Raw genomic sequence first — 13,037 nt, forward strand, 5'->3', positions numbered from 1 at the left:
TCACCAGCAGCGGTGGCAACCGCTTTCATCGCGCGTCATACTAGAGGTATTCCTGAACAAGAATGAAACTTATGACATGAAAAGGAGAGAGGCGAATGTCGCGCAAAACATGGTCTCAAGTCGGACAACAGTTTTTTTTCATCGGCCCGGCGGCATTCTTTTTTACCGTTATTGTCGTCTTTCCGTTCCTGCTCGGCATGTACTATTCCTTCACCGATTGGAATGGAGTGTCGGGGTCGGTAACCTGGGTAGGACTCGATAATTTCAGACAAATTTTCGCGAAGGACTCGGATTTCTTCCCGGCCTTCTGGTTCACGCTGCGGTTCACGGTGGCCGGCATCGTCTTGACGAACCTGATCGGCTTCCTGTTCGCTTACGTGCTGACGAAGCCGCTCAAGCTGCGCAATGCGCTGCGCACCGTTTTCTTCATGCCGAACGTCATCGGCGGCCTGCTGCTCGGCTTCATCTGGCAGTTCATCTTCGTCAAGGGCTTCGCCGCGATCGGCGAGCTGACGGGCATCGGATTCTTCAATCTGCCGTGGCTCGGCGACGAGACGACGGCATTCTGGGGCATCATTATCGTCTTTGTCTGGCAGACGGCCGGTTACTTGATGGTGATCTACATCGCGGCGATGACGAATATTCCGAAAGATGTGCTCGAAGCGGCCGAGATTGACGGCGCTTCCCGCGGGCAGGTGCTGCGCCACGTCATCGTGCCGCTCGTCATGCCGGCGGTGACGGTCTGCTTGTTCCTCGCCATCTCCTGGTCGTTCAAAATGTTCGACCTCAACCTGTCGCTCACGAAGGGCGGCCCGTTCAAATCGACGGAATCGGTCGCGCTGAACATTTATCTGGAGGCGTTCCAAAATAACCGCTACGGTCTCGGGACGGCCAAAGCGCTCCTGTTCTTCGTTATCGTCGCCGTCATTACCCTGATTCAGGTGAAAATCACCAAGAGCAAGGAGGTGGAGAGCTGATGGAATCCGCGCGCAAATACGGCGTCCGCCTGTTCCTGACCGAAGGACTGATGATGCTGGCCGGACTTGTCTTTCTCGTTCCGTTCTATTTTTTGCTGGTGAACTCCGTCAAATCTTTCGGCGATCTGCTGAGCAATGCCGCAAGCTGGCCCGTCTCCTTCGAATGGGAGAACTACCGCAAGGCGTGGGAGATCACGAAGTTCCCGCAGGCATTCGGCAATTCGCTGCTGGTCACGGCCGCCGGCATTCTGCTCATCGGCCTTTTCAGCGCCATGGCCGCTTACCGGATGGTGCGGCATAATTCCCGGTTCAACCGGTTCCTGTTCATGGTCTTCGTGGCGGCGATGGTCATTCCGTTCCAGTCCATCATGATCCCGCTGGTCAAGGTGACGGGGACTTTGCATCTGATGGACAGCATCTGGGGGCTGCTTATCTGTTATCTCGGCTTCGGGGCGCCCCTCTCGATCTTCCTGTTCCATGGCTTCGTCAAATCGGTTCCGGCGGAAATTGAAGAGGCGGCGGTCGTCGACGGCTGTTCCCCATATGCGGTTTTCTGGCGAATCGTGCTGCCGCTGCTGAAGCCGATGTTCGTGACCGTGGCGATTTTGAACAGCCTGTGGATCTGGAACGACTATCTGCTTCCGTCCCTGATGCTGCAGAGCGCGGAGCTGCGCACCATTCCGCTGGCGACCTATGCCTTCTTCGGGCAGTATACGAAGCAGTGGGATCTGGCGCTGCCGGCGCTCGTGCTGGGGATTACGCCGATCGTCATCTTCTTCCTGGCGATGCAGCGCTATATTATCGAAGGGATTACGGCCGGATCGGTTAAAGGGTAAGCGATATGCTTCAATCGGCACATCATGATCTATCGGCTCCAGGGATCCTCTGGCCTGGAGGACCCTGTATTCAATGGTCAATGAATTGCACCTCTTCGGTCAATTCTCTCGGTGTAACCGCTTGCAGATGAGGCCTATACTGGAGAGGAATCAAGCGGCTGTCCCTGCCGCAGACGGCGGACCGTCGGCTTTTATAACCTTTATGACACAGTGAAGCTGCCCACCATTAAGCTACACAGCCATTAAGCCGCACAACCATGAAGTTACGGAACAGTTAAGCCGCACAACCATGAAGTTAGGCAACAGTTAAGCTGCACAACAGCATCAAAATCAGGTATACACATAAGGGGAGGTCTAGCAAATGAGACGAATGGCACAATGGTCGTTGGTCATGCTTCTGGCAGTATCGGTAATGCTCGCGGGCTGCGGAGCGAAGGACGGGGGCGGAGACGCATCTTCCGCATCCGGCTCGGAGGGCGCCAAGCAGGATGTAAAGACAGTGAAGATTTTCCAATTCAAGGTGGAAATCGCGGAGGCGCTGAACCGGCTGAAGGGGGAATTCGAGAAGGAGCATCCGAATATCAAGCTCGATATTCAGACGGTCGGCGGCGGAGCCGACTACGGGGCCGCGCTGAAGGCCAAATTCGCGGGCAATGACGCGCCGGATATTTTCAATAACGGCGGCTTCCAGGAATTGACGACGTGGTTCGAGCATCTGGAGGATCTGTCGGATCAGCCGTGGGTGGGGGATGTGCTCCCGCTGGCGAAGGAACCGATGACCCAGGACGGCAAGCTGTACGGCATGCCGATGAACCTGGAGGGCTACGGCTTCATCTATAACAAGGACCTGTTCGCCAAGGCGGGGATTACTGAATTGCCGAAGACGCTGGCCGAGCTGGAAGAAGCCGCGAAGAAGCTGCAGGCCGCCGGAATTACGCCGTTCGCCAACGGCTATCAGGAATGGTGGATTCTCGGAATTCATAACTTGAATGTCGCTTTCGCGCAGCAGCCGGATACGAATGTCTTTATTCAGGGGCTGAGCGACGGCAGCGCGAAGTTCAAGGGCAATCCCGAGTTCGAGAATTGGGTGAACCTGCTTGACCTGACGGTGAAGTACGGCAACAAAAACCCGCTGACGACCGACTATAATACGCAGGTGACGCTGTTCGCCAAGGGCGAAGCCGCCATGATGCAGCAGGGCAACTGGACCCAAGTGCAGATCGACGGAATCGATCCGAGCTTGAATCTCGGCGTCCTTCCGATGCCGATAGACAATGACGCCGCCAAAAATGACAAGCTGCTCGTCGGCGTGCCGAACAACTGGGTCGTCAACAAGAATTCCAAGGTGAAGGAAGAAGCGAAGACGTTCCTGAACTGGATGGTTACCTCCGATATCGGCAAGCAGTATATTGCCAAGGAGTTCAAGTTCATCCCGGCGATGTCGACGATCGACGCGACGGCGGAGGATCTTGGCGACATCGCGGCCGATGTGATGACGTACAGCCAGGACAACCGCGTCCTCAGCTGGAACTGGTTCAAATACCCGGACGGCGCCACGCAGGAATTCGGGAACTCGATCCAGGCCTATGTCGCGGGCAAATCCGACAAGGATAAAATGTTCGATGAATTCCAAAAGGCTTGGGACAATCTGAAAAAGTAGCCTGCACCGCCAACCGGATATACCGCATCAGGGCTGTTCCCGTGAAGGGAGCGGCCCTTTGTTCATGGTACGTGGAGGCCTTGGCTGCTTAAGCGGCTTGCCCCGCTCCATTGCGTCGCGTCAATCGATAGGTAGCTCTAATGTAGCTCTAATACGCTCTAATGTAGCTCTAATGCGCTCTGAGGTAGCTCTAATGTAGCTCTAATGTGCTCTAAGATGTCTCTAAGGTGCTCTAAGGTAGCTCTTTAGATTTCTCTAAGGTTGCTCTAAGGTATCTCTAATGTGGCCCTATGTGCTCTGATGTAGCTCTAAGGTGCTCTAAAGGTAGCTCTAGGGTGTCTCTGATCCGCTACTGAAGCGGCTCTCCGGAAAATTGATGCAAAAATACAGTTTTTCTTTGAGTAAGAAGCACATTTCCACCAAATTCCTGCAAAAGAGCAGCATTTTCCCTTTTAACTCGAAATTAGAGGCCGAATTGCTCCAAATTGATGCATATTTGCAGCATTCCACTTATCGCCAATCGGCTTGAGCTAGAAACATGCACTTTTGCAGCATTTTGGAAAGCGGTCGCCATTAACGCCTAAATAGTAAGTGAGCCGGTCATTACGGCCCATCACTGAGAGTGGGGCAGCCGCAAGATTAAGGACGAGGTCGCCACATATGATGGGGAAAAGCGCATCCCGTTCGACGCGGCTTCCGTTAGCTGGCAAAGGAAGATTTCCGTAATGCCGGACAAGGCTCCGGGCAAAAAACAATTGACGATCACCCTTCCTATTCTTATAATACCCATTAAACACGTTGGAATTATGAGTTATCAGGAGGACGGATTATGAACGAACAACAATCTTGGCTTACATTGCGGGACTGGAATGTCTACGCAAGCTGGGGCGTTGCCCTGCTGCTCGTCATTCTGCTGTGGTGGCTGGCGAAGAACAAGGTCGGCTTCGGCTTGCGCGTCCTGTTGGCGATGGCGCTCGGGCTGACATTGGGGGGGCTGTTCGGTCCGGCGGCTTCAGATATCAGCATTCTGGGCTCGCTGTATGTCAGCCTCATCAAAATGGTGGTCATGCCGCTCGTCTTCGCCGCGATCATTACAAGCATCACGTCCGTTAAAGATCCGGCCGTCTTGAAAAAGCTCGGGACGAAGACCATTGCGCTCTTTCTGGCTACGACCGCGATCGCGGCGGTTATCGGCCTGGGGACGGCGCTCGTCATCGATCCCGGTTCCGGCATCGCCCAGAACGGCGATGCGGCGCAAGATTTCCAGGCGCGCGAGATTCCGGGCTTCCGCCAGGTGGTGCTTGACCTCGTCCCGTCGAACCCGATTAACGAGATGGCTGAAGGCAAAGTGGTGCCGGTCATTATATTCGCGGCCTTTATCGCTGTCGCGATCATATACGAAGGGACGCGGAACCCGGAGCGGGTGCAGCCGGTCCGTTCGTTCTTCCAATCATTCTCTCATATTATGTTCCGCGTCACCAAATTCGTTATCCGGCTGACGCCTTACGGCGTGCTGGGACTGATGACATCGATGTCCGCGAAATACGGGCTGTCCACCCTGAAGGAATTGGCCTGGTTCATTATTGCTGTCTATGCGGCGTGCCTCATCCATATGATCATTACGTTCGGATCGCTTGTCGCATTCGGCGCCCGCGTCAATCCGATCCGGTTTTTCAAGAAGGCGTACCCGACGATGGCGGTCGCCTTCACGACGCGCAGCAGCTACGCGACGCTGCCCGTCAACCTGGAAGTGATAACGAAGCGAATGAAGGTCTCGGATCGGATTGCCAGCTTCGTGGCGCCGCTCGGGGCGACAATCAACATGAACGGCTGCGGCGGGATTTACCCGGCCATCGTCGCCGTGTTCATCGCCCGGGTCTACGGCATTGATCTCAATATCGCCGATTATCTCCTCATCATCGGGGCTGCGACATTGGCTTCCGTCGGCGTCGCCGGCGTGCCAGGCCCGGCCTCGATCTCGACGACGGTCGTGCTGGTGCAGGCCGGTCTGCCGCTCGAAGGCTTCGCGCTGGTGCTCGGCGTCGATGCGATCGTCGATATGGCCCGCACCGCGGTGAACGCGACAGGAACGACGGTCGCTTCCCTGTTAGTCGCAAGCAGCGAGGGCGAATTCGATCGTGAAGCGTTCCATCAGGAGCCTGACGGGGAGATTGACTTCAATACGGAATCGGCGCCAAGCCAAGGTACCGTATCCGTGTAACCTCGGACTACAGAAGATCACGACAACAGTGCTTTTATTTATGGTTAGCCTATGCGAATTGCAGGGGATCAGGTCCCGACGAAGAACCCGCCAAGCCGATCGGCCTGGCGGGTTCTTATGCTGAATCAGGAGGCTGGGTCATCGGCAGAACGGTGCGTGAATGGGCGAGTCTCTTCACGTTCCGAATTCGGGCTGTGCCCGTGGACCTGGACAAGGCGCTCCTGTTCTTCCTCATGCTTCAGCGCCGGCTCTTGCTCCTGTACCGGTTCCGGCTGTTGTTGTTCTTGTTGCAGGTGTTGCTCTTCTTGCGCCGATTGCGGTTCGTCTTGTTGCGCTTTTCTTTCTCCTTGTGCTTCTTGTATTTGTTCTGTCTGTTGAGCTACTTGAACTTCTTGTATCCGTTCCACCTGTTGAATTTCTTGTACTTTTAGTATCTCCTGTACCTGTCGCGCATCTTGTACCGTTTGTTGCTCATGTTGCATTTGTTCTGCATGTTGCACATATTGGAATGGTTGCACTTGCTGAACTTGTTCCACTTGTTGCGCTTCCTGAACTAGCTGTACTTGCTGCACTTCCTGTAATTCTAGGATTTGTTGTATTGGCTGAACTTGTTGTACTTGCTGCACTTCCTGTGATTCTTGTAGTTGCTGAACTTGTTGTACTTGCTGTCCTTGTTTTTCTTCCTGCTCCAGGACGGCTTTCTCTTCTTTGTGCTGATCATGAATTTTGACGATCTTGTGCTCTGCTTTCTCATATCGCTGCCGCGCCAGATACATCGCATAGGCGATCGGGTACGTTAATGCATTTTGATACGCTTCCTTATCGCCAATCTTGCGGAACAGATCCCGGCTCGGCTTCGGATTGACCTCCAGCACCCATATCTTGCCGGCCTTATCTACAGCCAGATCGATCCCGATCTCGAACAGGGAGCCGATCTTGTCTTCGATCACTTCGGTCAGGCGCTGCGCCAGACAACGGCATTCCTCTTCGATGGCCTTCGCCTGCTCGGTCCCGAAGTGCTTCTCCATGAACGGGAGGAACGGCAGCGCTGCACTGCCCCGTTGGCCCGCCAGATTGGAATTCGGGCTGCGCGGCGTGCCGACGCGGATTGCCATCCCTGTCGTCACCCATTCGCCTTCTCCGTTTTTTTGATGAAGGACGCGGGCATCGGCTGTTCTTTCGGGGAGAAGCTCCGTATCAATGCCCTGCTGAAGGACGAATGAGCCGTTGCGAATGCGCTGCGATCGGGTCCAATGCGCGAGCCAGCGAATGACCTCGCCCCGATGGCGCAGCCGGACATTGCGCAATCCGAAGTTTCGCTCCCGTCCCCAGACTTCATACCTGCCCTGCTTCGCCTGGATGCGGACGACGCCCATTCCGCCCGTTCCATTGCCGGGCTTCGCATAGATAAGCGGATAATGGGCCAGCATGCTTCTCAGGTTGCGTTCGGAATAAGGCAATGTTTTCGGAAGCCAGCGGGCCGTTCTTTCATCTTTGGAGAACATTTCAAGCGCCCTGGACTTGAGCACGAATTTATCGTTGGCATAGGGGAAAAGCGAACGGTTCCGCATGATGCGGAAGGCCGCATTCCAATTGCTGCGTCTCCGGTCGATGACGATATCGGGCCAAGGCTCCACTGCGGCGGTCCAGCCGGAACGGGTGAACTTGAACCCGCGAATCTTCTTTTGGCGGAGGCGGATGTCTGATTCATTGAATACGTACACATTGGCTCCCAGCTTCCTGCCGATCTCCACCCATTGGCGGAATACGAAGGATTCGGTGAACCGGGTGCCCTTGCGGTATGTGAAAATTCCGATTACCGGATGTCTCTGCTTCATCTGATATCACCTCCTTGGCCGAGTAAGCGGCGGCCGGGATTGTGAATGCGGTTCAATGCGGCACAACTGATTCCGCTGCAGGTACAGCCCATGGGCGGGCTGTCCAAGTTGATGGCACGGCGGTTCCTTCCGTAAGCGATCGTACTATAGCATATCGCCTGAACCGGAGAAGTGTGACTGTCTAGCGGCAAATCTCTTACTATTCGAAATCGCTGATAGAATGCGATATAATAGACTCTCAATCTAGCAGCAAGCTGCGAGTCGAGATTGAGAGAGGGGATACTCGAATGAACCAGAACCGTATGGCCGTCCGGTGTCTAATCGCAGCATTGGGTGCAGCCCTCTTGCTAAGCGGTTGCCAGGCATCGAGCAGCAGTCAGGCGGGAACGCCGCAATCGGGCCAGACCGAGGTTGATCCGGCCCTGACGCCATCCCCCGATCCCGAACATTCGGCGGATCCCGGGAGCGATACGGACAATGAAGGGGCCGTCGACGCCATGGCACGAATGAAGTCGGAATTCGCTTTGGCGAACACCGTGCAGGAAGCGGACGGACGAGCCGTCGTAACGAATGAAGAATCAATTATGGTTGTCGTCAATAAGGAGCGGTATTTGCCGGATGGATATGAGCCTCCGGATTTGGTAGAGCCGAATGTCAAGTTCTCGTTCGATGAGCCGCATGAAAAACGCCATATGCGCAAGGAAGCGGCGGAAGCGCTTGAAGCGCTGTTCGCCGGCGCGGAACAGGATGGCATCACGCTGAACGCCGTCTCGGGCTACCGCTCGTATCAGCGCCAGCAATCGCTGTTCAATCATTATGTCGAGACGCAAGGGCAAGAGTACGCTTCCCGCGTCAGCGCCGTCCCGGGAACGAGCGAGCACCAGACCGGGTTGGCGATTGACGTATCCAGCCCCAGCGTTGGCAACGTGCTGGAAGAAGTATTCGGCGATTCGGAAGAAGGCAAATGGCTGGCGGAGCACGCCCATGAATATGGCTTCATCATCCGATACCCGAAGGATGGCGAATCCATTACCGGCTATGTGTACGAGCCATGGCATATCCGCTATGTCGGCAAGGAAGCCGCCGGCGCGATATATAGCGAAGGAACGACACTGGAGCAATTTTTGCAATAGACTTCTTAATCATGATTCGGCAAAGCAAGCCGGAGACGGGATGGCCGTCTCCGGCTTGCGCTGTCTCCCGGGCGGGTCCGGTCCATCCGTTGGGGTGTCTGCCGCTCCGCACGGCGGCATCGGCCGGCGGAGAAAAAGAGCAAGGATAATCGAAGGAAATAGTTGTAAAGTTTATGTATATGAGCGTATGGGATAATCGATCATGCGGCCCAAAACAGGACCAGACGAGCGGTTGCCGGAACGGCGCAAGCTTATGAGCGAATGGGATAATGGAGTAAAGGAAGCGAAAACGACGGTATGGGCGGTATAAAAACCTCGCCGGAACGTCGGCGGACATGACGAGCGCATAGGAGCGCCAAGAAGGGGATAATGGGGCAAAGCCAACAGATATGACTGTCAGGAAGGATGATCATAAGAACCGGAGGAAGCTCCCCTTCCCCCGGTTCTCTATGCATGCGGATTACTCTTTGGCGTACGGCTGCTCGTCACGGCGCTCGTCCGCCAGCGATTCGATGCTGTCGCGCCGGCGTTCGTTCTTCGCCTTCAGCTGCGCTTGCTCGCCTTCGCTAATTTCATCGGCATGCGCCGACAAATACTGTTCGCTCTCCCGCAGGTTCTCTACGGTATTGTCGATTGCATTCTGAATATGCGCTGCATTGTCCGCGCGGTTGTCCGGCTTTGGCATATGCAAGGCCTCCTTTGCCTTCCCGAGTATAGTGGACGCGGCGCGACAAGACAGGCGGCCCCGAAGGTCCGCCTGATCATGTCCGCGTTCGTGGCGTCATTTGATAAGGTGCATCAGCCGCCCGCTTTTTATGCCGGGTGGCTGCCGCGTCTCGGAGAAGCACCAGGCTGGCCAAGCTTCCGGACTGCCCGGCGGGAGAACAGGAACGCGCGATTGGCCGGATTCTATGGCGCGGACGCAATGTCGCGAAGAGACAGGCCATTCTGGATTCCTTTGAGCCAGTCCTCCTGATTGTAAGACAGTATCTCTTTGCGCAAATCAAGCATTTTCCGATCCAGCTCGTCTACGGCTTTGGCCGCTTCCGTCAATTCCTTAATGACGTGGGAAGGCACCTGCTGCTCGAATTTATAATAGATAATGTGCTCCAGGCTCGCCCAGAAATCCATGGCCAGCGTCCGCAGCTGAATCTCTACATAAATCCAGCGCGTATCCTCGAACAGGACCAGCGGCACCTGGACAATAATATGAAGGCTCTGATAGCCGTTCGCCTTCGGATTGGCGATATAGTCTTTGATTTCGGTAATGCGAATATCGTCGCGGGTCTTCAAATGATCGAGTATCAGGTAGATGTCTTTGACGAACGCGCATACGATCCGCATCCCGGCCACGTCATAGATCTTGTTCACAATCGACTCGAGGGTGAGCGGAAGGCCCTTGCGCTGCAGCTTATTGAAAATGCTGCTTGGCTCCTTGAGACGTGTCTTGATATGCTCGATGGGCTCATAGCCGTTGCGAAGCTTCCACTCCGCTTGGATGACCTTGATCTTGGTCTCCAGCTCTTCGAGAGCCAACTGATACAATGTCGGCAGCTGCTTCACTTCTTCGTACTGCTTCATAATGATATCGGTCTGTGACATACGAATCTCCTCGTGTAATTGCGTAGTATGCAAGAGACATCGGCAAATGGATTACCGGATTGCCCGTATGCTTCTTCTATTGTAACGGATTCGAGGGCAGAATATCAAAGCACGCTTATCCGTCGGTTCATGCCCGGCCGCTGCGGAATACAGAGCTGCGGAGGCCGCATGCTGGGACAAAAAAGGCATCTCCTTTCCCATAGTAATCGCGGGTTCCTTCGTAGTATAATAAATCACCCCCGATACATCATGGCTGAGCGGGCTTGAGGGGCGCCCGATTTGTGAAGCAGTTGTTGTACATGTTCTGTATCAGTTGCGCATACGTTGAACAAGAGGCTTGGTTCTGGAACCGGCTCTGCACGGCAACGGATGGCATGCCCGCCATGGAAGAACGGAGGGAGCATTACCCCGATTGTGTGAAGGGTCTGTTTCGATCCGCGCCGTCCTGTGTATAGGGATATGGGGCCATGTTCAACGGTGGGCATGGAAAGGGAGGATTGCTTATGAACCGAATATTGCAAAAGTTAAAGGAAGGCGCCAGCAAAGCATCGGAGAAGGCGCAAAATGTCATTGAAATCAATCGTTTGCAATCACAGATTGCGGCCCGGCGCAAAGAGATCGAGCAGAATGTGTATTTGATCGGCGAACGGGTCTATGATGCCTATAAAAAGAAGGATTTGACGCTGGCGGAAGATGAGGTCATGGCGCTTGGAGACGCCAACCTGCTGCTGGAAGAGGAGATCAAGCAGCTGGAGTGGAAGGTGAGCGAGCTTCGCCATGAGAAGCGGTGCGAATGCGGAGAAGTGGCGCCGATAACTTCGAATTATTGCGCTTCCTGCGGCCGCAAGCTGCCGGAGGCGCCGGAGGAGCTGTTCGAAGAGGACGAGGATTGGGGCAAAGAGGAAGAGGAGACCAGAGTCTATACGCATCAGCCGTCCTCTGTATCCGAATCGGCTCCTATGGCGGAAGATGGCGGCCGATGGGAGCCTCCGCAGCCGGAGGATAACGAGGATCGAGAGGCGGAGGCGCGTTACACGTACCATCCGGACCGTCTCTCGTCTCACGACGGCCTGACAAGGCAGAAGGAGGAATTCTCCATCCCGCCGCTGGAGTCCAGCCGATCCGGTCGGGAGATGAATATTACCGTCGGCGGCAGACCGGTCGCGAGGAAGCGGGAGGAGCCTTCCGTTCGCCGCTGCCCGAACTGCAACTCCGCCGCAGAGCCGGAGGCGAAGTGGTGCGAGCGCTGCGGCACGCCATTTATATGAACGGTGAAGAGCCGCGGAACGATTTGGAGAGAACCTGACGGTTCTCTTTTTTATGCGGACTGTCGACAAATAGCGACGTTCTTCGATGAAAAAAACTCCGGATTGAGTTACAATGACAACATAGAACGCCAGGTGAACAGCCTTGGTATGTGACAGATGTATTCGTAGAGTGGGAGGCTGGCCTGATGGAAGGACTCGTATCGCATTTGCGAGCGCTCGGGTTCACGGAAATGGAAGCAAAGATTGTTGTCAGTTTGTCGGAGCAGGGCGCAATGACCGGATATGAAATCGCCAAAAAGCTGGGGGTATCCCGTTCCAACGTCTATGCCGCGCTGCAGCGCCTTGTCGTTCAGGGCGTCATCCTTCACCGCAAGGGAGATCCGTCTCATTATGCGGCTCTGCCGGCGGAGGAACTGACGAAGCTTCTCGCGGCCCGTCTGGAGACATCGCTGCGTTATGTGGAGGAGCATATGCCAACGGCGGAAGCGGACGGCAGCTCCTTCTACAGTGTCGAAGGGGAACGGGCCGTATCGGATACGATCAAGCGCACACTTCATGAGGCCGAACGGGAGATTATCGTCGATGTATGGCCCGATGAAGCGGCCGAGCTGCGAGAGGAGCTGCTCCTGGCGGAAGCGCGGGGAGTGAAGGTGCTGTGGTCGATCGCCGGGCATGAAGGCCGGATGACCGAACGGATTTGGCCGATGTCGGGGACGGTGGAGAGCGAGCCGCGGCATTTCGCTTTTGTGGTCGACCGGCGGGAGACGCTGATTGGGGCCCGGGGCCACGGCCAGGCGACCAAAGCGCTGTTGACGGAGCACCCGGCCGTGACGCGTCTCGTTCTAAGCCATTTCCTCCAAGAGGCGGTGCTCTATGAACTGGAGCGGGAGATGGACCCGCACGGCCAGCGGCGCTTCAGCGAACGGATTGAGGAGATTATGGCCAAATATTTTGACTAAATTTCGAACTTTGTGAAAAATGAAACAAATTCCTGAAACGTGAATCAACTCATTGCGTATTGATCAATATAGGAAGAAATGTGATGCGTCGCTCTGCCAGGCCAAGCAATTCAAGCGAGCGTGATGCGCGGTGCATCGGGCGTGGCGCGACGGGCAGTCTACCATCTGGATGGAACCAAGCCGGGCGACAGCATAGAGGAGGAAGTCAGATGGAGTGCATAGTTCATTTTGAAGCTGTACATCGTGGAGCGGGAGAGATTGCGAAGCTGCGCGGACTGATCATGACGGAGGAAGGGAAGAAGCCGACGCCGCCGGAACTGGAGGAGATGTTCGGGATGATGGGATATAACGTGCGCTGCACGGATAAAGACAGTCTGATTTTCGCGCCGAATACGAGCGAGGGCGATATTGAAGAGATTCGCGTCAAGAAGCTGGATATCGGGGAGGAGTCTTACACCCCGGACATGCAGCTGCGCGCTATTGCCGAACAATTGATGAACAAGCCGAACCGGCCGATGTAGCGGGGGCAGAAGAGGATTTGTC

At 55.3% G+C, this 13,037-nt stretch carries 11 protein-coding genes; 8 read left to right on the forward strand and 3 right to left on the reverse strand.

Features of this window, described 5'->3' with window-relative positions:
- Window positions 1-95: 95 nt before the first annotated feature.
- From L6439_RS01535 to L6439_RS01550, 4 genes are all read left to right on the forward strand, one after another.
- The gene (locus L6439_RS01535; RefSeq protein ID WP_168179958.1) at window positions 96-977 is read left to right on the forward strand and encodes a carbohydrate ABC transporter permease; all 882 of its coding nucleotides are present in this window, start codon (window positions 96-98) and stop codon (window positions 975-977) included.
- Entirely contained in the window at window positions 977-1,813 is an 837-nt protein-coding gene (locus L6439_RS01540) for a carbohydrate ABC transporter permease (RefSeq protein ID WP_168179957.1), read from the forward strand. Before L6439_RS01535 ends, L6439_RS01540 begins: the two co-directional genes overlap by 1 nt.
- Before the next feature lie 361 nt (window positions 1,814-2,174).
- Complete coding sequence (locus L6439_RS01545) at window positions 2,175-3,473, forward strand: ABC transporter substrate-binding protein (RefSeq protein WP_213468681.1); 1,299 nt, start codon at window positions 2,175-2,177, stop codon at window positions 3,471-3,473.
- Between the two features lie 829 nt (window positions 3,474-4,302).
- Window positions 4,303-5,694 (forward strand): dicarboxylate/amino acid:cation symporter, encoded by a 1,392-nt coding sequence (locus L6439_RS01550; RefSeq protein WP_213468682.1) that lies wholly within the window; start codon window positions 4,303-4,305, stop codon window positions 5,692-5,694.
- A 125-nt stretch (window positions 5,695-5,819) separates the two neighbouring features.
- On the opposite strand, the gene L6439_RS01555 is transcribed toward L6439_RS01550, so the two are convergent.
- Window positions 5,820-7,532, reverse strand: coding sequence for a YheC/YheD family endospore coat-associated protein (locus L6439_RS01555; protein ID WP_213468683.1), 1,713 nt, complete (start codon window positions 7,530-7,532; stop codon window positions 5,820-5,822).
- A 287-nt stretch (window positions 7,533-7,819) separates the two neighbouring features.
- On the opposite strand from L6439_RS01555, the gene L6439_RS01560 reads away from it, so the two are divergent.
- Window positions 7,820-8,665: a M15 family metallopeptidase gene (locus L6439_RS01560; protein ID WP_213468684.1), complete on the forward strand. Its 846-nt coding sequence runs from the start codon at window positions 7,820-7,822 to the stop codon at window positions 8,663-8,665.
- A 460-nt stretch (window positions 8,666-9,125) separates the two neighbouring features.
- On the opposite strand, the gene tlp is transcribed toward L6439_RS01560, so the two are convergent.
- Both tlp and L6439_RS01570 read right to left on the reverse strand, forming a co-directional pair.
- On the reverse strand, window positions 9,126-9,350 hold the full coding sequence (gene tlp, locus L6439_RS01565; RefSeq protein ID WP_143798110.1) for a small acid-soluble spore protein Tlp: 225 nt from the start codon (window positions 9,348-9,350) through the stop codon (window positions 9,126-9,128).
- Window positions 9,351-9,574: 224 nt separating this feature from the next.
- A complete protein-coding gene (locus tag L6439_RS01570; protein ID WP_213468685.1) occupies window positions 9,575-10,267 on the reverse strand; it encodes a GTP pyrophosphokinase in 693 nt (230 codons plus the stop codon).
- Window positions 10,268-10,770: 503 nt separating this feature from the next.
- Between L6439_RS01570 and L6439_RS01575 the strand changes: the two genes are divergently transcribed.
- From L6439_RS01575 to L6439_RS01585, 3 genes are all read left to right on the forward strand, one after another.
- Complete coding sequence (locus L6439_RS01575) at window positions 10,771-11,535, forward strand: zinc ribbon domain-containing protein (RefSeq protein ID WP_213468686.1); 765 nt, start codon at window positions 10,771-10,773, stop codon at window positions 11,533-11,535.
- Between the two features lie 185 nt (window positions 11,536-11,720).
- Window positions 11,721-12,494, forward strand: a complete 774-nt coding sequence (locus L6439_RS01580; RefSeq protein WP_213468687.1) for a TrmB family transcriptional regulator — start codon at window positions 11,721-11,723, stop codon at window positions 12,492-12,494.
- A gap of 209 nt (window positions 12,495-12,703) precedes the next feature.
- Window positions 12,704-13,015 carry a dipeptidyl aminopeptidase gene (locus tag L6439_RS01585; RefSeq protein WP_213468688.1) on the forward strand — a complete coding sequence of 104 codons (312 nt, stop codon included), beginning with the start codon at window positions 12,704-12,706 and terminating at the stop codon, window positions 13,013-13,015.
- Window positions 13,016-13,037: the final 22 nt, after the last annotated feature.

Origin of the sequence: Paenibacillus dendritiformis, assembly GCF_021654795.1 — a bacterium.
Classification (GTDB): domain Bacteria; phylum Bacillota; class Bacilli; order Paenibacillales; family Paenibacillaceae; genus Paenibacillus_B.

Coding starts and splice junctions, on each gene's coding strand:
- L6439_RS01550 (WP_213468682.1), top strand. CDS start 4,303: ATGAACGAACAACAATCTTGGCTTACATTGCGGGACTGGAATGTCTAC.
- L6439_RS01555 (WP_213468683.1), bottom strand. CDS start 7,532: ATGAAGCAGAGACATCCGGTAATCGGAATTTTCACATACCGCAAGGGC.
- L6439_RS01560 (WP_213468684.1), top strand. CDS start 7,820: ATGAACCAGAACCGTATGGCCGTCCGGTGTCTAATCGCAGCATTGGGT.
- L6439_RS01570 (WP_213468685.1), bottom strand. CDS start 10,267: ATGTCACAGACCGATATCATTATGAAGCAGTACGAAGAAGTGAAGCAG.
- L6439_RS01535 (WP_168179958.1), top strand. CDS start 96: ATGTCGCGCAAAACATGGTCTCAAGTCGGACAACAGTTTTTTTTCATC.
- L6439_RS01545 (WP_213468681.1), top strand. CDS start 2,175: ATGAGACGAATGGCACAATGGTCGTTGGTCATGCTTCTGGCAGTATCG.
- L6439_RS01540 (WP_168179957.1), top strand. CDS start 977: ATGGAATCCGCGCGCAAATACGGCGTCCGCCTGTTCCTGACCGAAGGA.
- L6439_RS01580 (WP_213468687.1), top strand. CDS start 11,721: ATGGAAGGACTCGTATCGCATTTGCGAGCGCTCGGGTTCACGGAAATG.
- tlp (WP_143798110.1), bottom strand. CDS start 9,350: ATGCCAAAGCCGGACAACCGCGCGGACAATGCAGCGCATATTCAGAAT.
- L6439_RS01575 (WP_213468686.1), top strand. CDS start 10,771: ATGAACCGAATATTGCAAAAGTTAAAGGAAGGCGCCAGCAAAGCATCG.
- L6439_RS01585 (WP_213468688.1), top strand. CDS start 12,704: ATGGAGTGCATAGTTCATTTTGAAGCTGTACATCGTGGAGCGGGAGAG.